General features: G+C 61.0%; 15 protein-coding genes and 3 tRNA genes. 11 read left to right on the forward strand and 7 right to left on the reverse strand.

What is annotated here, in order from left to right:
• The first annotated feature begins 83 nt into the window (after nt 1–83).
• The 6 genes from SE16_RS07440 to SE16_RS07465 all read left to right on the forward strand — a co-directional run bounded on the left by SE16_RS07440 (nt 84) and on the right by SE16_RS07465 (nt 7,808).
• The gene (locus SE16_RS07440; protein ID WP_054491716.1) at nt 84–1,700 is read left to right on the forward strand and encodes an ABC transporter ATP-binding protein; all 1,617 of its coding nucleotides are present in this window, start codon (nt 84–86) and stop codon (nt 1,698–1,700) included.
• 22 nt (nt 1,701–1,722) lie between these two features.
• Nucleotides 1,723–2,601, forward strand: a complete 879-nt coding sequence (locus SE16_RS07445; RefSeq protein WP_054491717.1) for an SDR family oxidoreductase — start codon at nt 1,723–1,725, stop codon at nt 2,599–2,601.
• A gap of 103 nt (nt 2,602–2,704) precedes the next feature.
• Nucleotides 2,705–3,463, forward strand: coding sequence for a triose-phosphate isomerase (gene tpiA, locus SE16_RS07450; RefSeq protein WP_054491720.1), 759 nt, complete (start codon nt 2,705–2,707; stop codon nt 3,461–3,463).
• 22 nt (nt 3,464–3,485) lie between these two features.
• Nucleotides 3,486–4,268, forward strand: coding sequence for a segregation and condensation protein A (locus SE16_RS07455; RefSeq protein WP_054491718.1), 783 nt, complete (start codon nt 3,486–3,488; stop codon nt 4,266–4,268).
• 147 nt (nt 4,269–4,415) lie between these two features.
• Nucleotides 4,416–7,403, forward strand: coding sequence for a hypothetical protein (locus SE16_RS07460; RefSeq protein WP_060687430.1), 2,988 nt, complete (start codon nt 4,416–4,418; stop codon nt 7,401–7,403).
• Between the two features lie 12 nt (nt 7,404–7,415).
• The gene (locus SE16_RS07465; protein ID WP_054493039.1) at nt 7,416–7,808 is read left to right on the forward strand and encodes a DUF7682 family zinc-binding protein; all 393 of its coding nucleotides are present in this window, start codon (nt 7,416–7,418) and stop codon (nt 7,806–7,808) included.
• Nucleotides 7,809–7,864: 56 nt separating this feature from the next.
• Here the strand turns inward: SE16_RS07465 and SE16_RS07470 are convergent.
• From SE16_RS07470 to ftcD, 5 genes are all read right to left on the reverse strand, one after another.
• A tRNA-Thr gene (locus tag SE16_RS07470) sits at nt 7,865–7,937 on the reverse strand.
• Nucleotides 7,938–7,943: 6 nt separating this feature from the next.
• Nucleotides 7,944–8,015, reverse strand: a tRNA-Gly gene (locus SE16_RS07475).
• Nucleotides 8,016–8,020: 5 nt separating this feature from the next.
• Nucleotides 8,021–8,093 (reverse strand) — tRNA-Phe (locus SE16_RS07480).
• A 141-nt stretch (nt 8,094–8,234) separates the two neighbouring features.
• Nucleotides 8,235–9,137: a CPBP family glutamic-type intramembrane protease gene (locus SE16_RS07485; protein ID WP_054493038.1), complete on the reverse strand. Its 903-nt coding sequence runs from the start codon at nt 9,135–9,137 to the stop codon at nt 8,235–8,237.
• A 27-nt stretch (nt 9,138–9,164) separates the two neighbouring features.
• A complete protein-coding gene (ftcD, locus tag SE16_RS07490) occupies nt 9,165–10,088 on the reverse strand; it encodes a glutamate formimidoyltransferase (RefSeq protein WP_054493037.1) in 924 nt (307 codons plus the stop codon).
• A 119-nt stretch (nt 10,089–10,207) separates the two neighbouring features.
• Between ftcD and SE16_RS07495 the strand changes: the two genes are divergently transcribed.
• The 5 genes from SE16_RS07495 to SE16_RS07515 all read left to right on the forward strand — a co-directional run bounded on the left by SE16_RS07495 (nt 10,208) and on the right by SE16_RS07515 (nt 15,761).
• Nucleotides 10,208–11,383 (forward strand): methionine aminotransferase, encoded by a 1,176-nt coding sequence (locus tag SE16_RS07495; RefSeq protein WP_054493036.1) that lies wholly within the window; start codon nt 10,208–10,210, stop codon nt 11,381–11,383.
• 2 nt (nt 11,384–11,385) lie between these two features.
• Complete coding sequence (locus SE16_RS07500; RefSeq protein WP_054493035.1) at nt 11,386–12,993, forward strand: hypothetical protein; 1,608 nt, start codon at nt 11,386–11,388, stop codon at nt 12,991–12,993.
• Nucleotides 12,994–13,010: 17 nt separating this feature from the next.
• Nucleotides 13,011–14,291, forward strand: a complete 1,281-nt coding sequence (locus SE16_RS07505) for a tetratricopeptide repeat protein (RefSeq protein WP_201782264.1) — start codon at nt 13,011–13,013, stop codon at nt 14,289–14,291.
• Between the two features lie 94 nt (nt 14,292–14,385).
• Nucleotides 14,386–14,961 carry a histidine kinase gene (locus SE16_RS07510; RefSeq protein ID WP_054491596.1) on the forward strand — a complete coding sequence of 192 codons (576 nt, stop codon included), beginning with the start codon at nt 14,386–14,388 and terminating at the stop codon, nt 14,959–14,961.
• A gap of 5 nt (nt 14,962–14,966) precedes the next feature.
• Nucleotides 14,967–15,761, forward strand: coding sequence for an energy-coupling factor transporter transmembrane component T family protein (locus SE16_RS07515; RefSeq protein ID WP_054491595.1), 795 nt, complete (start codon nt 14,967–14,969; stop codon nt 15,759–15,761).
• Between the two features lie 89 nt (nt 15,762–15,850).
• Here the strand turns inward: SE16_RS07515 and SE16_RS07520 are convergent, their stop codons facing one another.
• Nucleotides 15,851–16,627 carry a hypothetical protein gene (locus SE16_RS07520; protein WP_054491594.1) on the reverse strand — a complete coding sequence of 259 codons (777 nt, stop codon included), beginning with the start codon at nt 16,625–16,627 and terminating at the stop codon, nt 15,851–15,853.
• 147 nt (nt 16,628–16,774) lie between these two features.
• Nucleotides 16,775–17,872, reverse strand: a complete 1,098-nt coding sequence (locus SE16_RS07525; RefSeq protein WP_054491593.1) for an adenylate/guanylate cyclase domain-containing protein — start codon at nt 17,870–17,872, stop codon at nt 16,775–16,777.
• Between the last annotated feature and the right edge of the window lies 1 nt (nt 17,873).

A 17,873-nucleotide genomic window follows, 5' to 3' on the forward strand; every position in this document is an offset into this window, starting at 1 on the left:
CCGCGTCAAAGCCACGCGCGCCTTTTGTTTTTCCGCCGGAGCCCCATAGAATGCGCACCAGGTCAATCGCACGAGGAGCAACCATGCTACGCATAGAACACCTTGCGTTCACCTACCTGGGCGCCAAAGCGCCGGCGCTCAACGGTCTCGACGCCACGTTCCAACGTGGTGCAAAAGTGCTGGTGATTGGTGCGAACGGCGCCGGCAAAAGCACGTTTTTGGCGGCGGTGGCCGGCTTTGTGCCCCATTTCTTCCGCGGGGAGATGCACGGCGACATCCTGTTTGAAGGGCGCTCCCTGCGCGAAACGCCGCTGGCTGAGTGGGTAATGCGCGTGGGGCTTGTCTTCGCCAACCCATTCAACCAACTGAGCGGCGTTCGGCTGACGGTGTTTGAAGAAGTGGCGTTTGGGCTGGAAAACCTGGGCGTGCCCCCCGATGAGATTCGCCGCCGTGTTGCCGCAACACTCGAACACCTGGGGCTGAGCGACCTTGCCGAGCGGTCGCCTTTTGCTCTGAGCGGCGGACAACAACAGCGTGTGGCGATTGCCACCATTTTGGCGATGAACCCCCACGCGCTGGCGCTGGACGAACCCACCGCCCAACTCGACCCCCAAGGGGCGCGTGATGTCTTCGCCCTGCTTGCCGCGCTCGCCGAAGAAGAGCGGTATGTCCTCGCGGCAACCCAGCGGCTGGAATACGCCACGCCTGTGTTGCATGAGATGCTGGCGCTTCGTGAGGGGCGTTTGGCGGCGCACGCTCCGCTTCCGTCGGGAATGCACGCCGCCCCCGATGATGGGTGGGGGGTGCTTCTCCCCTTGCGCGTGCGCGCAGAGCGCCCAGGGTGGCGTCCCTGGCCGCACGACGCCCCGACGCTTGCCGATGAGGCGGTTGCCGCCGCCCCGCCCATGGGGATAGAAGCCCACGCTGTGCACTACACCTACCCCACGGGCGTGGAGGCGCTACGCGGCGTTTCCGTGCACGCCCAACCGGGGGAAGTGGTGGCGCTGATGGGGCAAAACGGCGCAGGGAAAACCACGCTCAGCAAGATGTTCATCGGGCTGTTGCGCCCCGACAATGGAACAGTGCGCGTGGGCGAGTGGGACGCCACAGCACGCGCCGCACACGAATTGGCGCACCGCGTGGGGTACGTGTTTCAGAACCCACATGACCAAATCTTCCACCGCCGCATTTGGGACGAAGTCGCCTATGGACCGCGCAATCTCGGGTTTCCCCCCGAACGCTTGCGGAGCGCGGTTGAGCGCGCCCTGGCGTTGTGCGGGTTGAGCGAGTACGCCGAGGTACACCCCTACGATATGCCGCTCAACCGCCGCCGCTGGGTGACCATTGCTGCCGCGCTGGCAATGGAAACACCCGTGCTCATCTTCGACGAACCGTCCGGCGGGTTCGACCGTGAAGACCTGTTGCGGCTCTATGCGCTCTTGCAGGCGTTGCGGCGGGCGGGGCGCACCGTGCTCCTCATCTCGCACGATGTCGGTTTTGTGGCGGAAATCGCCGACCGGGTCGTGGTCATGGCGCAAGGGCGCGTGCTTGCCGACGGCGCGCCGCATGAGGTGCTGACGGATGAAACGGTGCTCACCGCCGCCGCGCTGGACTGGCCGCCGGCAACTGCGCTCGCGCGGGAGATGGGATTCACAACACCAGTCGTGCGCGAGGCGGAGTTGCATACACTGATGCAGTAAGCAACACCAAAGGAGGCGAACGATGAGACTGCAAGGCGCTGTGGTCGTGATAACCGGTTCGACGCGCGGGTTTGGCAACACATTGGCGCGCATGCTCCTTGAAAAAGGGGCGCGTGTTGTCATTTCGGGGCGTTCACAAGAGACAGTGGATACCGTCGTCGCCACGCTTGCACAGCATGGTGACGTGAGCGGGCTGGCGTGCGACGTGCGCCACGCCGAGCAGGTGTACGCTCTGGCGAGGCATGCGCGCACCCACTTCGGGCGCATTGATGTGTGGGTCAACAACGCCGGCATTGCCACGTCCGCGGCGGGCGGCATTCTTGACTTTCCGCCGGACGTTGCCGAAACCATCTTTCAGGTCAACTGTCTGGGCACACTCCACGGCACACAAGCCGCAGTCGCCGTGATGAAACGCCAGGGCGGCGGCACAATCGTCAATCTCTACGGGCGCGGGAGCGATTTGCGCCCCGCCACCCCTTCGGGGCTTTACGGCGCCAGCAAGGCGTGGATTACCTCTTTTACACGCACCGCCGCCGCCGAATACAAACACGTGCCCATTCGGTTCATCGGGTTTAGTCCGGGGATGATGCTCACAGACATGCTCGACGTGCATGAAATTGTCGGCGATACCGTCGCCCCACAGATGCGCAACTACCCGCTTGTGCTGCAAGCCCTCGCCCATCCCCCCGAACGCCCGGCGGCGGAACTGGTGCGCCTTCTGGAAACGAACACCAAGCGCTTCGTTGAATATCGCTACATGAGCGGCTTGCGGCTGGCGCGCATGTTGGCGCACCTGGCATGGCTCCGTCTCACGCAAAAGGGGCGCACAACGCCCCCCACATGGCGACAACAACCCGCATTCGACCCGTGGCCGCACATTGCCGAAGAAGAGAGCGCCTGACAAAAACGTGCGACTTGCGATGCCAACGGCTCATGCTATGCTGAGCGCCGTCAAAAAGCGAACAGCACAACTGCTTGACCAACCCGATGAAGAAGGAGGGCTCATGCGAACACCGCTCATCGCCGCCAACTGGAAGATGCACAAAACCGTGCCCGAAGCCGTTGCCATGTTGCGCGACTTGCTCGACCGGCTGGGTGGACAAGCCCCCACCGACCGCCGCGTGCTGATTTGCCCCCCCTTCACGGCACTGAGCGCCGTGCGGGATGTGCTCGACGGCACCGGCATTTTCTGGGGCGCGCAAAACATGCACCCCGCCGAAGAAGGGGCTTTCACAGGGGAAATTTCCGCCCGCATGCTCACCGATTTGGGATGCTCCTACGTCATCATTGGGCACTCGGAACGCCGCCACATTTTCGGCGAAAGCGACGCCTTCATCAACCAAAAAGTGCACGCCGCGTTCGCCCACGGGTTGACCCCCATTCTGGCTGTTGGCGAAAAAATCGAACAACGCCGCGCCGGCGAGCATGAAGCCGTTGTCGAAGCGCAATTGGCGCAAGGGCTGGAAGGCGTGAGCGCCGAGCAAGCCCGCACGCTCGTCATTGCGTATGAACCTGTCTGGGCAATCGGCACCGGCGAAACCGCCACCCCCGAAGACGCCCAAGCCATGCACGCTTTTATCCGTGGCTGGCTGGCGGCGCGCTTCGGCGACGATGTCGCCCAACAGGTCATCATCCAGTACGGCGGCTCCGTCAAGCCCAACAACGTGGACGCGCTCATGGCGCAACCCGACATTGACGGCGCCCTTGTTGGCGGCGCATCATTGCACGCCGAAAGTTTTGCGCGTATCATCCAATTCCAGTAAAGCGCAAAGGCAAAGCCATTCGATGACCGAAGAATTCACCGTCCAACTTCCCTTCTTTGAAGGACCGCTCGACCTGCTGTTGCACCTCATCGAGCGGCGCGAACTGGATATTACCAAAGTCTCACTCGCCATGGTCACCGACGAGTACATGGCGTACCTGGCGGCGCTTGAACGCGTTGACCCGGGGCGCGTTGCCGATTTTCTCGTCGTCGCGGCGCGTTTGTTGTTGCTGAAAAGCCGCATGTTGCTCCCACAGGAACGCCAGGAAGAAGAAGAGGAAGAAGACGACGGCGAAGCCCTTGCGCGGGCGCTGGAAGCCTATCGCCAATTCAAGCAGATTGCCGAACTCCTTGCCGAACGTGAAGCGGCGGGGTTGCGCGCCTACGTCCGCGAAGCCCCGCCGCCCGACCTTGAACCCCGTTTGTCGCCCAACGGCGTCTCGGTGAACGATTTGCTCGCCGCCCTGCGCGATATTTTGCGCCAAAAACCCCCGCCGCCCGAATCTGTGGACAAGGTTGTGCGCCCTCTGCGCGTGACCGTCCGCCAACGCATTCGCACCCTGGCGGCGCGCCTGCGCCAGGGGGGGCGTTTCCGCTTCGAGGAACTGTTTGCCGGCGATGTTGACCGGCAAGACGTCATCGCCACGTTTCTGGCGTTGCTGGAAACGCTCAAACTCGGCTGGGCGCGTGTCGAACAAGAAAAGCCCTTTGCGCCCATTTACATTGAGCCGATTGTCGAAAACGTGCCCGCCGAGGGTGAAGAACCCGAATTCACCTCGGAATTTGACGAGCCGCCTGCGGAATAACCGCGACGGCTTCCCCTCGCCTGCATTTTTCCTCGCCCTGTTCCTTTCTGCACACTGCTCTTGCGTTGCGTCTCATTTGTTGCCATAATCGCCATTGATTGAAACGCCACATCATCCAACCCCAAGAATTGATGAAGGATGCGACTTATGCGCACAATCGTTTCATTTTTTGCGTGGCTTCTCGCTCTTGGCTTGATATTTTCACTCACGTTGACAGCCACAGCGCAAACCGAATGCCCCTATGCCGTCATTCGCCTGGAGATCACCCCGCCGCCCGACACCAACGCCATCTGCACCGCCGCCCGTCCCCTTTCCGAAGCGGGGTATCGCGTGTTCGTCCTGCTCACCGACCGCACCTTCAACAGCGAAGCGGAGTGGTTCGCCTATCTGGACCAGGTCGAAGCCGAAGCCGGCTTGCGCGACCCACGTGTCGAAGACGGCTTTGCACGCAACGCCATTGCGCTTGAAGTCACCACCCAAAACGCGCCGTGGAACGTCGTCATCACCTACGGCGAACGCCTGTTTGGCACGCCGCTCGACAACGACGCGACCATTGACCAACTCAAAGAAACCGTGCGCCGCGGCCTCGCCGAGAACCGCCCCGAAACGGGCGTTGCGCAGGCACTCGCGCGCCTCGCCGCGACCGTCGGCGCGGTGCAAATGGCGACGGGTGAAGAACCCACCGCCCCCACCCCCGCCATCGCCCCCGAAGCCGAGCAATCCGCTTCTTCATGGGTGCGCTGGCTGGTGGGGCTTGGTCTGCTAGGTGGGGCGGGCGCTTTGGGGTGGAAAATGTCCGAGCCCGTGCGCGCCCGCCGCCGCGAAGAAGCCCGCCTGCGCGCCCACTTGCGCGCTGTGCAAAACGCCACCGCCACCATTCTCGCCGCGCTCGACACACTCCTGAGCGGTATACGTCCCGAAGACACCCCGCTCTACCAAATGTTCCAGGCGTACCACGGGCATCTCTACGATGACCTCGACGCCGAAGTGCACGACCTGCTCCGTCAGGCGCAAGCCGCCCTGCGCGACGCGTTCGATGTCTATCACGCGCTCAGCGACGCCGCCGCACAACGCCAACGCCCCCTGGAAGACCAGATACGCGATTGGGAACTGCTCTACCTCACCCTCGTCGGCACGGACGAGCGCGTGCGGAACCTCACCGACGACCAGGTGCGCGAACTGCTGGACCCGCTCTCCATCACCGAGAACACGCCCCCCGAAGAGGGGCAACTCGCCCGCCAACTCGACGCCCTGCGCGCCGACCTACGCGGCAAAACCATGCGCGTTCCCCTGCAATTTGTGGACCCCGAGCGGGTTGACCAGGCGGGCATTCTTGGGCTGATTGACCGCGTCAAAGCCCACATCGCCCACCTCTACCATGCCCGCCAACAAGCGCCGCAAGAAATTGACGCCCTGCGCGCCCGCCGCGACGCCCTTGCCGCCGCCATTCCCGACGACTTTGTCATGCCCCCCGAAGACCTGCTCGCCCCCATTGACCAACACCTGACACACGCCGACGACCTGCTGCGCGAACACCGCTACCTTGACGTGCTCGACCTTGCCGAAGACCTCGACGCAATGCTCGACGCCGCCGAAGCCTTCCTCGAAGCCGTGGAATTGCACCGCGAACACCTGAAACTCGTGGAAGAAGCCGCCGCCGAAGGCTACCGTCCCCCCGAACTGCCCAACGCACTCCGCGCCGCCGACGACGCCCTTTCGCGCGCCATGCACGCCCTTTCACAGCCCGAAGGCGTCGCCGCCCAAAACGCCGTGGACGCCTTCATCGCCGCGACAACGCACGTGCGCAACGTGGTGAACGACTGGCGCACCCTGCATCAAACCAACGCCGCCCGTTTCGAGAACCTGAAACAGCGCGCCGAACAGGTGCGCACCACGTGGGAAACCCGCACCCGCCCCGAATGGGAAGCCCTGCAAGCCTACCCCAGCGCCAATTGGGACGACATCGCGCCGCGAGTGCGTGAAGCCGAACACGCCTTCGAGACCATCACCGACGCGCTCACCGAAGCCGACCGCTTCAATGCGCTCCACGTGCAAGACTTCACTCGCGCCGCCCAACGACTCACCGACGCCGCGCACGCCCTCACACTCGTGCAAAACGTGCAACAACTCATCAGCGACCGCCTGCAAGCCGTTCGCAACGCGGAGCAATACATCGAAACCAGCCTGCAAAAAGCCATCGCCGACCTGCACGCGCTGGAAGAACTGCACACGCGCGAAGACCGCCGCTTGGGCGAGGATATCAAAGAACACCTGCACGAACTGCATACCATGTTCGACACCGTGCGCCGCCTCATCGGCAAACGCCATTACGCCCCCGCCCAGCAAACCCTCAACGAAGCCCTTGCCCTGCTCAGCGAGACCCAACAACGCGCGCACCAACAACTCGAAGCCACCCGCATCGCCGAACAGGAAATCGCTGCCCAAGCCATCGAAGCCCAAAAGCTCCGCACCGCCCTTGAAGCCGCCCTGGACACGCTCCCCGAATCCGCGCGCACACCCGAACTCATCACACAAGCCAACACCGCCCGCCGCCTGCTGAACGAAGCCGAAGAAGCGCGCGCCGCCCTGCCCACCCTGGCTGATGAAGCATTGCACGCCACCCTTGAAGAAACACGCCGGCACTACACCCAAGCCCTCGACGCCCTGCGCGCCGCCCAGGAACAAGTGCAAATCGCCGCCAGCCTCTACCAACAAACCCTGGAAGAAACGCGGCAACTCATCGAAGAAACCGCCCAAGCACTCGCCGAAGCCGAAACCCTTGCCAACCACCCCATGATTGCCACCACCGACCTGCAAACGCTGGAAGAAGCCCGCCGCATGTTCGCCAACCTGCGCCGCATCCCGCTCGAAGGGGCTTCACTCGACACATTGCGCCGCATCCAAAAAGAAGCCGCCCATGTGCGCACCTACACGGAAAGCGCTTTGCAGCAATTTCGGCGCGTGCTTAGCCAAGTTGAACGACAACGCCGTTCGCGCACGATTGCCCCGACCAGCCTGGGACTCACATCATCCATTCCGCACGCCGCGCCCAGCCATCGTGTCAGCCGTCCACGCGCCTCACGGTCACGCCCCGCCTCACGTTCCAGCAGCATGGGGCGCAGCAAACGGCGCTAACAGGAGCAGACCATGGGCCGACGCAAAAAAGAATTTCCATGTGGGCACAAAGGGTTTGGCTCTTTCTGCCACCGTTGCGCCCAAGAAGAAAAAGAACGCCAAAAACGCGCCCAGAAACGCGCCGCGTGGGAAGCCACGTTTGAGCACGACCCCATCGAACTGCGCCATCTCCCGCGCGATGTGGTCATCCGCGCCCGTGAAATCCTCGCCCTGCTGGCGGACGGCGTGACCTGGAACGCCCCGCGCATCAAGGGCAAACTCATGCAATTCGACAACACCCTCATCAGCATTCCCGTCACCTACCGCTACCGCATGCTGGCGCGCAAAACCGACAGTGGCGTCATCCCGCTGGAAGTCATCTCGCATGAGGAATACAACAAGCGTTACAGGCACTTCAAGCAGTGAACATGGCGAGCAAGAAAGCAAAAAGCCCCGCACATGCGGGGCTTTTTTTTTGAAGAAGCCACCGGTCGGACTCGAACCGACGACCTGCTCATTACGAGTGAGCTGCTCTACCGACTGAGCTACGGTGGCATCCAGAGCGGGCGATGGGACTCGAACCCACGACCTTCTCCTTGGCAAGGAGACGTTCTACCACTGAACTACGCCCGCTTGAGTGCTGAGGCCCAGACTCGAACTGGGGACCCCCGCGTTTTCAGCGCGGTGCTCTACCAACTGAGCTACCTCAGCGCGTTACAGCGCCGCCAATTATATGGCGCCGTGGGCTTTTGTCAAATGTTTGTTGCTCGTTGCAACCATACGTGGAAAAGCAGAACGCCCTACACGCACATGTGCAGGGCGCTGACGGCTTTTCTGGCACACCATCCTTTTTTATTGCGATTCCTGCTCCTGAGATCTGCGCCACTTCCACACCAACTTCAAAAGCTCCAAACGTGCCTCTACGGCTTTATACAATTGTTCGTACTTGATGATACGAATCCGTTGCCAGGCATAGGTGAGCAGAACCATGATGATGAGACCTCGCGAGACCGGGAAGAGGGGGGCAACAATTGCCGCCTTGAGCCAGGCCGTCCACACCAGGTTGCGTGATGTCGCAAAAACCCATCCCAAAAGCACGGCCAAGCCGGTATGAAACAAGAGCGCAACTGTTGTGAGTGACAGCGCATCAGGCTGAGATTGGCGAGGCAAATAGACCTGCCCCTGCAAAAACAGGATGTAAAGCAACGTGCTCACAACGACAGGCGCCCCGCTCGCCCATCGTTTGCCCTCGGTCATGCGTTCTATCACGCTGAACACATAGCCGCGGAAGAAAACCTCCTCAGAAACACTGATGAAGCACCACACAAGAACCCAATATACCCAAACTGATGGTTTCGTGAAGAGGACAAACAATTTTCCGAAGGGGATACCGATAAGCCGGAGAAAGAGAGCAATTGACGCCCAGGCAATACACATCCAAACCACTGCTTGCAAGAGTTTCTGACGCGACAAGCCAAGAGCCCCCAACGAGATACCACTCACACGAATGCCAACATAGCCGAGTACAAACAGGCCAAGCGCATATACCAATGCCTGGACAGTGCTCAGGCTGGTATAGGTATATGCCACCCCAAACGTCGTCGTCAACAACCAAAACTCTGCACGACTGGAAACAATGAGCCTATCAGACGGATGAATAGGCTTAGCGAGGGCTATGTTGATAAACACCAGCGGCCACACAAAAGCACAAACGGCCAGGACGACAAAAAGGAGTTTCACCCCCCACGAACGCATTGCAACCTCCTTCGCCATGTATGTTGGTTATCCTTCTGGCAACGCGCACCGATAGCGCCAGACATGCGTCTCGATAAGATCTTCGGCGGTCAGCGTGTCCAGTTGCAAATACCACGCCGCCGTATCCAGCACTGCATCCAGCGGGAGCAGCCCCACCAACTCGCTTCGCTCAACCAGCACGCCATAACGCGCGGCTTCGCGCCGTATCATCTCCATCACGCGCGGCAAAGGGGTATGGCGGAAGTCGGTCAAGTTCATTGAGACTTGCGCGCGCCCATCCACCAACATGCCCAACGCCTGAACACCCCGCAGTCCACCTGAGGAATGGCGCACCGCACGGGCAATTCGTTGGGCAATGCTCACGTCGGATGTCGTCAAAAAGACGTTCCAGGCAATCAGAAAATCGCGCGCGCCAACCGCTGTTGCGCCCGCCGGTCCCAGCGCCGCTGGTCCAAAATCAGGGGCGCGCGCGGGGTCGTGCTGAATGGCGTCAACCAAGGCTTCGTAGCCGCCACGGCGGATGTCCGCCAGCCGCCGCCGCTCAGGGCGCTGCGCCGCTGCACCATACAGGTAGGTGGGGATTCCCACTTCCTCGGCAAGCCGACGCGCCACACGCCGCGCCAGGTGGACGGCGTCGTCGAGCGTTGCCGCTTCCAGCGGGATGAAGGGGATGACGTCCGTTGCGCCAATGCGGGGATGTTCGCCCTGGTGCTGGCGCAAATCAATCAGGGCGGCGGCTGTTTTGGCGGCTTGCAGAGCCGCTTCCTCAACCGCTTCCGGCGTGCCGATAAACGTGATGACCGAGCGATTGTGGTCGGCATCCATGTGCAGATTGAGGACGCGCACCCCCGGCACCGCCGCAATAGCGTTCCAAATGGCTTGCACCACTTCCGCCCGGCGTCCTTCGCTGAAATTGGGCACGCACTCGAACAAAGGTGTTGCTTCTGTCATGGCTTCCTTCCTTGCATGATTTTTCCCTGCATACGCCCTACGCATCGTTGTTGTTGCATGGGCGTTTTTTCATATCATGTAGAAACAAAACTACACATCGCATCAGACGGAGAACGAGAATGAACGAGCACTATCTGGCAACGCGCATTCACGGCATGGGGACCACCATTTTCACAGAGATGAGCGCGCTTGCCGCCCAGTATGGGGCGGTCAATTTGGGGCAAGCCTTCCCGGATTTTGCCGGTTTTGACGTGGCAAAAGAGGCGGCGCGCACCGCCATCGCCAACGACCTGAACCAGTACGCCCCCATGACCGGGCAACCTGCGTTGCGCCAGGCGCTTGCCGAACATGCGGCGCGTTTCTACAACATGACGATTGACCCCCAAGCCCATATCACCATCACCGCGGGCGCAACCGAGGCGATTTTCGCTACACTGCTCGGTCTCGTCAATCCCGGTGATGAAGTGGTACTCTTTGAACCCTTCTACGATTCCTACCGCCCAGCCGTCGAGATGGCGGGCGGCAACGTGCGGGTGGTGACCCTGCGCCCCCCCACCTTCGCCCCCGACCCTGACGAATTGCGGGCGGCTTTTTCGGCGCGCACCAAAGCCATCGTCGTCAACACGCCCCACAACCCGACGGGGCACGTCTTCACCGAAGAAGAACTGCGCCTCATCGCCGAGTTGTGCCAAGAGCACGATGTTGTCGCCATCACTGATGAAGTGTATGAGCACATTGTCTTTGAGGGACACCGCCATGTGCGGCTGGCGACCTTGCCCGGTATGTGGGAGCGCACCATCACCATCAGCAGCGCCGGCAAAACATTCAGCCTGACGGGGTGGAAAATCGGCTGGGCAATCGCCCCCGAACACCTCACCGCCGCAGTACGCCGCACGCACCAATTCATCACCTTTGCTGTGGCGACACCCCTGCAAGAAGGGATTGCCGCCGCGTTGCGCGAAGCCGAAGCCCGCGGCTACTATGCGCACCTGGTCGCCGATTACACCGCCCGCCGCGATTTCCTCTGCACCGTCTTGCGCGAGGCGGGGTTGCGCGTTTTCGAGCCGCAAGGCACCTACTTCGTCCTGACGGACATCACGCCACTGGGCTTTGATGATGACGTTGCCTTTTGCCGCTTCTTGACGACCGAGATTGGCGTTGCGGCCATTCCACCATCCGCGTTTTACGTCAACAAAGAAGAAGGGCGGCGGCTGGCGCGGTTCACCTTCTGCAAAACCTGGCAAACCCTGGAAGCCGCCGCCGAACGGCTGCGCAAACTGCGGGAGCGGGTATAGCCATGCGGCGCATTCGCCGACTGGTGCTTGTTTTCGCTCTCATTGGCGTTCTCGCCACGGGGTGGGCGTTGGTCACCATGCGCCCGCGCCTGAGCACGTTTCTGCGCCACCAAACCGGCGAGGAAGATTGGCGCGCCCAAGTGCGTGGGGTTGGGCACTTGCTTAGCGGCATGTTGCGCCCCCAACCAGACGCTGCACCGTATGAACCGGTTGCCCACGCGGGGTTGTACCCCTTCGGCGTCAACACCTTTCTGCAAACCGAAGCCGACCCTGGGCGCGTGGAGCGCACGCTGCAGATGATTGAAGAAGCCGGCTTCCGGTGGATTCGTCAAGAATTCCCGTGGGAAGACCTTGAAATTCACCGCAAAGGCTGGTTTGTGGATTTACGCAATCACGAAATCCGCAACGCCTGGCGCAAATACGATTACATTGTCGAACGCGCCGAGGCGCATAACATCGCCATCATCGCCCGCTTGTCCAACCCGCCGGCATGGAGCCGCGCCGCTGGGAATGAGGTTGGTCCACAAGCGCCGCCTGACAGGCTGGAAGATTACTGCGATTACGTGCAAGCAGTTGCCGCACGCTACAAAGGGCGCATCCGCTACTACCAGATTTGGAACGAGCCCAACATTTTCCCCGAATGGGGCACATACGCCATCAGCCCGGAACAGTACGCCCGCCTGTTGCACACCGGCTACACGTGCATCAAAGCCGTTGACCCCGACGCGGTGGTGCTGACCGCACCGCTCGCCCCCACTATCGAACTCACGCAACGCGATTTCAACGATTTTCTGTTCCTGCAACGCCTCTACGACGCCGGCGCGGCGCAATCGTTCGACGTGCTCGCCGTGCAAGATTATGGACTGTGGAGCGGTCCTTATGACCGCCGCATGCGCCCCCGTGTGCTCAACTTCTCGCGCCCCATCTACATTCGCGACATCATGCGCCGCAACGGGGACGGGCAAAAAGCCATCTGGTTGAGCGAAATGGGCTGGAACAGTACGCCTGAGGGGATTTTGCCCGTGTTCGGTCGCACACCGGAAGAAATGCGCGCACGCTACGCGGTGGAAGCGTTCGAGCGCGTCCAGCGCGAATGGCCATGGACCGGCGTCATGACGTATTGGTTTTTCAAGCAGGCCGATGAGAGCGAAAAAGACCAGCCGCAATACTACTTCCGCCTGGTTGAACCGGATTTTACGCCCACCGCCGCGTATGACGCCATCAAAGCGTATCTGACCACGCTTCAACCAACCCTCTATCGCGGCTATCATCAAGAAAACCATTGGGCGCTGACGTACAACGGCGAATGGCACACCGTGAACGATGCGCGCGCCGTGTTGGGCGCTTATCGCCGCGGCGAAGCGGGCGCGACGCTCACGTTTGGCGTGGAAGGGCGGCGTGTGCTTCTCATGGTGCGACCGGAGACGCAAGCCACCATCGAAATACGCCTTGACAACGGCGAACCACGCCGCATTGACATTCACCCCGCCGGCGCCGACCCATTGCCGATTCTGCTGGCGGACAACCTGGACGACCACCGCCATACGCTGCACATTTCCGTTGTGAATGGGCAATTGCAGGTGGACGGCGTGCTGGTGTATGCCCCTTGACACGCAGGTAGGTGCTTATGACTTTCAAAAAACAGACCACCCCCAATGTGAAGCCCCCCGAACGCACAGGCTACCACGTTTCGTGGGCAAGCGCGGTGCTCTTTTTCGGTATGTTGTTCGTGGTGGTCGGTGTCCCGCTTATCTGGTTGAATTGGGAGCGCATGCCGGCGCGTGTGCGCTACCTTCCACGCTACATTGAAACCGAGTGGCGCAAACACCAGCCGCACCCTGAATTTGTGCCCACACCCGTCCTCGCCGCACTCGTCCAAACACCAGACGCGGCACCGCCGACCGCCACGCCCCCCACACCGCCTCCCCCCACGCCCAGCGCCGCACACGCCACCCCGACGCCCACCTGGCCGCCGCTCCCCACGCACGTCATGCTGTCGGGTGTGCGCCATGAATACCAGCGCTGGAACAACTGCGGACCTGTCACGATTGGCATGGCGCTCAGTTTCTTCGGGCGACCGGATACACAAGACCAAACCGCCCCCTTTCTGAAACCCAACCCCGACGACAAAAACGTCAGCCCCGAAGAGTTGGCGGCATACGCCGAGCGGGTGGGATTTGTGGCGCATGTGGGTGTAGCCGGCGACCTTCCTCTGTTGAAACGGCTGCTCGCCGCGCAATTTCCCGTGATTATCGAAACATGGTTTCTGCCAGAACCGGACGACGGCATGGGGCATTATCGCCTGCTCATCGGCTATGACGACGCCGAAGGTGTCTTCATCGCCAACGACTCATACAATGGGCCAAACCTGCGCTTGCCCTACGCGGAAACCGACGCGCTCTGGCGCGTCTTCAACCGCACCTACGTGGTGGTGGCACCGCCGGAGCGCGCCGATGCGTTGCGCGCAGTCCTCGGACCGCTCTCCGATTCGGCGAACATGTGGGCGCACTCGCTCGCTCAGGCAGAAGCCGCGGTTACCGCCGCGCCCGATGATGCGTTCGCCTGGTTCAACCTGGGCACCAGCCGCTTGCGAACAGGAGACATTGCGGGCGCTGTTGAAGCCTACGACCGGGCGCGGGTGCTTGGCTTGCCGTGGCGCATGCTCTGGTATCAATTTGGCCCGTTTGAAGCCTATTATGCCGCGGGGCGCTACGAAGATGTGCTCGCGCTTGCCGACGCCAACCTGAAAACCAGCAACGACCTCGAAGAATCGTGGTACTGGCGCGGGATGGCGCGTACGGCGCTGGGCGATATTGACGGGGCGCGCGCCGATTTTGAGCGTGCGCTACGATTGCGTCCCACCTATCACGAAGCCGAGCAGGCCTTGCAACACGTGTCCACACCATGACAACAAAAAGTTGTCAAATCGCCACTTTTACGTATCTTTGCGCCGCCTCTAACTTTGCTATTTGATCAACTTTCCACAAGAGGGAGGGTCGCATATGACACGCTTTGATTCGCGCACGCTGGCTTTGATGGTTGTCGGTGTTGTCATCAACTTTGTCGGTGGGAAACTCATCGCGGCGCTCAAACTGCCACTCTACCTTGACAGCATTGGGACGGTGTTGACGGGCGTCCTTGCCGGTCCCATTCCCGGCGCACTGACGGGCGTCATCAACAACGTGTTGCTTGGCGTTCTGGACAGCCCCACGTGGATTCCATTCGCCCTGACGGCGGCGGCCATTGGTCTGCTGGCGGGCTATTTTGGCGCCAATGGGTGGATGAAATCTCCGGCGCGGGTGGCGCTGGCCGGCCTGATTACGGGTGTCGTGGCGGCGCTCATCAGCGCCCCGATTGCCACGATTGTCTTTGGCGGCGTCACCGGCGGCGGCACCGATGCGCTGGTGGCGTTCTTCCGCAGCACCGGCTTGGGGCTCTGGCAATCGGTGATTGGGCAAGGCATTGTGAGCGACCCGCTGGATAAACTCATTACCTACCTGATTGTTTTTGCCATTGTGCGCGCCCTGCCGCGTCAACAAGTGCTCCAATTCCCACAAGGCGACAAAGTGGTGGACTAACCGCAATGCAAACCGGCCTGTACCTACCCGGAAACGGGTTCTTGCACCGCCTGCACCCGCTTACGAAAGTGAGCGGGTGCCTTGCTCTTCTGGTGCTGGCCGGTTTGCCATGGCAACGCATGCCCCACGCCTGGCTCTGGGCGGTGCTCCTGTTGGGCATACTGGCACTGGCGGCGCGCACCGACGGCGATATGACGTTTCGCACATGGGCGCGCCGCCTTTTGCTCATCTCAGCCCCCTTCCTGCTTTCCATGTTCCTCATCAACGGCTTTCTCTGGCCCAACACCACCAACGTTCTGTGGGAATGGGGGCTGCTGCGCCTGAGCGCCGACGGGCTGGCTTTTTCGGCGGTCATCGCCACACGGTTAGTGCTTGCGGTCGCCGCGTTCTTGCTGCTGTTCCTCACCACGCATCCTGCGGACTTTGTACTGGGGTTGGAGCAACTGGGGCTTTCGCACGAACTCGCCTACCTGCTGCTTGCGGTGCTTTCGCTTCTGCCGCGCATGTACGACCGCTTGCAAACCATTATGATGGCGCAACAAGCGCGCGGCTTGCAGACCAGCGGCACGCTCATTCAGCGCATGCGTGCCCTCTTACCGCTGTTCGGGCCGCTGGTCATCAGCGCCCTGCAAGACGTGGAAGAACGCGCCATGGCGCTCGAAGCGCGCGCCTTTCGCGCCCCGACACCCAAGACGACGATTCGCACCTTGCACGACACCTCAGCCCAACGTATCGCCCGCTGGGGCATGGTGCTCGCGGCACTTCTGCTTGTCCTCTTCATGCGTTGGCGTTTCCGCTAAAAGACGCACCTTGCCCACAGCCCCCTCACGCCTTGTGGCTTGACAACAAAAACGGGGGGCGCGCCCCCCGAAGGCATTGACGGCTCTGCTTACCACTCCCAACGCCAGTCTCTCACTTCAACCGCGTGCATGGCACCCGTCCCGGTTTCGCCGGGGTAGAGGCTAATCACCTCAAATTGCAAACGAGCGGCAATTTCGGTTCCCCACTGTTCGTTTTTGGGTGTAGCGGCGACGGGTAATTCAAACATGTGCTGATCAATCCGCAAACGAGCGACGCCAGACGGAATATCCAGCCAGTAGCGCACACGGTGCCAGCGGGTATCGGGCGCGAGTGAACCGATAGGCACCCACATCCCCCCATTTTCACCCGACCACGCCCGCAATTCGCCAAACGACGGCGACCATGGGTTGATAACCCACTGAAACGCCAGCCCATAGTCCATGCGCGTATTGGCGCCGTCCCACACGAACAAGCCGCCCTCGACCGTTTCCCCGTTCATTTCGGGCGCTTCAATTGAAGGCGTGAACGGCAAACGGAACGTGTAGCGGCATTCGTGGGCTGCGTGCAGTGTGCGGTCATCCACCACGCGCAAGAAGGTGATGTTATGCGCCATGATGCGGCGGTGGTGGATATTTGCCTGCACAAGCGAGGAACGGCGCGAGTGCGTGGTGGCGATATCATCCAGGCTGACCGGCGCTTCGCCCGGCGCGGCATACACACCGTCTCCCACAACCACCGACCAACCTTCCAGTGTTTTGCCATGCAAACGTGATGTGGGACGTGCATCTGCGTTGAATGTTGTCTTCCAGGGCTGTGCAAGCGCCAGAGCGGCAACGGCTTTGAGGAATGTGCGGCGTGTCAACATGGCTCCCCCCCATAAACTCGATACTGTCGGCGATGTCAGGCATGTATACCATACGCCCATCCCCACCATGATTTCAATAAACCAATATGGCTATTTTGGGGGGACAAAACTCCTTCACAGAGGGGAAGAATGCATCAACAATCACAATCAGGAAGAGGGAGAAGCCCGCAAGGCGGTCAATTCATACACCAAAATAGGCTCACGGCGTTTCTTGACCATGTGTTGCGCAACGAAACGCGCTTCTACCTGTGTGCCCAACAACGCCCACGTGGTATGGCTGGCGTAAATAGCGCCCGGCGGTGCTTGTGTACACAAGTAAAAGGCGACATTGGTTGTATCACCAATAGTGGCGTATTGATAAAAATCACCGCCCCCCACATATCCCGCCATAATGCTTCCTGTGTGCAAGCCAAACCCAAAGCGCAATGGCGGCAACCCGCTTTCGGCGATTTGCGCCGCGAACGTTTCCAGCGCCGCGCGCGCCTTGAATGCTGCACGCGCCGCGCGCAGGGCATGGTCGGACATGGGGTCGGGCACGTTGAACGCAGCCATAATCATGTCGCCGGCATATTGCACAACAGTGCCCCCCTCGGCACGAATTTCGCGCACCAGGATAGCCCAATGGGCGTTGAGCATGTCGAACAATTCCTCAACCGTGCACGTTTCGGCGACAGCAGTGAAGCCACGTGCATCGGCAAAAAACATGGTGGCGGTCTGTTTTTCGCCCACGGGGGCTGGTGTATGTGTGCCTTCGATGAGCGCATCAGCGACTGAGGAAGGCACAAAACGGCGCAGCACATAATCAAGATGATCACGAGCACGGCGCAATGCCGCGCGTTGCATCATCAATTCATTGCGCTGCTGCCGCCATTCTTGCTCAATGCGGGCGCGGTCTGTGACATCGTGGAGTGTGACCAGCAAGAGCGGTTCTTCATCAGCCCCCAGGTGGTGCACCGGCTCGATGGTGAGATCAAAAACGCGCCCATTGTGCGCCACATAGGGCAAGGTGTAGGGTGTTCCACCTTCTGTTGCCAAACGGAACAAGTGTTGTTCAAGCCCCACCAATACCGGCAACAATTCGGGAAGCGCTACCTGCTCGACGGATACACACTCATCACCTACCCAGGCGCAAAACGTGGCGTTGGCATGCTGGATACGCAAATGCGCATCAGTCAATGCCAACGCCAAACGGGGGTGGTGATGAACGATTTGGAGCAAGACATCAGCATAGCGGTAAGCATGCATC

This window comes from Ardenticatena maritima, assembly GCF_001306175.1.
Taxonomy (GTDB): domain Bacteria; phylum Chloroflexota; class Anaerolineae; order Ardenticatenales; family Ardenticatenaceae; genus Ardenticatena; species Ardenticatena maritima.

What these genes read in the sequence shown, in the direction of transcription:
- SE16_RS07505 (WP_201782264.1), top strand. Translation starts at nt 13,011, where the DNA reads ATGACTTTCAAAAAACAGACCACCCCCAATGTGAAGCCCCCCGAACGC.
- SE16_RS07445 (WP_054491717.1), top strand. Translation starts at nt 1,723, where the DNA reads ATGAGACTGCAAGGCGCTGTGGTCGTGATAACCGGTTCGACGCGCGGG.
- SE16_RS07500 (WP_054493035.1), top strand. Translation starts at nt 11,386, where the DNA reads ATGCGGCGCATTCGCCGACTGGTGCTTGTTTTCGCTCTCATTGGCGTT.
- SE16_RS07455 (WP_054491718.1), top strand. Translation starts at nt 3,486, where the DNA reads ATGACCGAAGAATTCACCGTCCAACTTCCCTTCTTTGAAGGACCGCTC.
- SE16_RS07440 (WP_054491716.1), top strand. Translation starts at nt 84, where the DNA reads ATGCTACGCATAGAACACCTTGCGTTCACCTACCTGGGCGCCAAAGCG.
- SE16_RS07460 (WP_060687430.1), top strand. Translation starts at nt 4,416, where the DNA reads ATGCGCACAATCGTTTCATTTTTTGCGTGGCTTCTCGCTCTTGGCTTG.
- SE16_RS07515 (WP_054491595.1), top strand. Translation starts at nt 14,967, where the DNA reads ATGCAAACCGGCCTGTACCTACCCGGAAACGGGTTCTTGCACCGCCTG.
- SE16_RS07510 (WP_054491596.1), top strand. Translation starts at nt 14,386, where the DNA reads ATGACACGCTTTGATTCGCGCACGCTGGCTTTGATGGTTGTCGGTGTT.
- SE16_RS07485 (WP_054493038.1), bottom strand. Translation starts at nt 9,137, where the DNA reads ATGCGTTCGTGGGGGGTGAAACTCCTTTTTGTCGTCCTGGCCGTTTGT.
- tpiA (WP_054491720.1), top strand. Translation starts at nt 2,705, where the DNA reads ATGCGAACACCGCTCATCGCCGCCAACTGGAAGATGCACAAAACCGTG.
- ftcD (WP_054493037.1), bottom strand. Translation starts at nt 10,088, where the DNA reads ATGACAGAAGCAACACCTTTGTTCGAGTGCGTGCCCAATTTCAGCGAA.
- SE16_RS07465 (WP_054493039.1), top strand. Translation starts at nt 7,416, where the DNA reads ATGGGCCGACGCAAAAAAGAATTTCCATGTGGGCACAAAGGGTTTGGC.
- SE16_RS07495 (WP_054493036.1), top strand. Translation starts at nt 10,208, where the DNA reads ATGAACGAGCACTATCTGGCAACGCGCATTCACGGCATGGGGACCACC.
- SE16_RS07520 (WP_054491594.1), bottom strand. Translation starts at nt 16,627, where the DNA reads ATGTTGACACGCCGCACATTCCTCAAAGCCGTTGCCGCTCTGGCGCTT.
- SE16_RS07525 (WP_054491593.1), bottom strand. Translation starts at nt 17,872, where the DNA reads ATGCATGCTTACCGCTATGCTGATGTCTTGCTCCAAATCGTTCATCAC.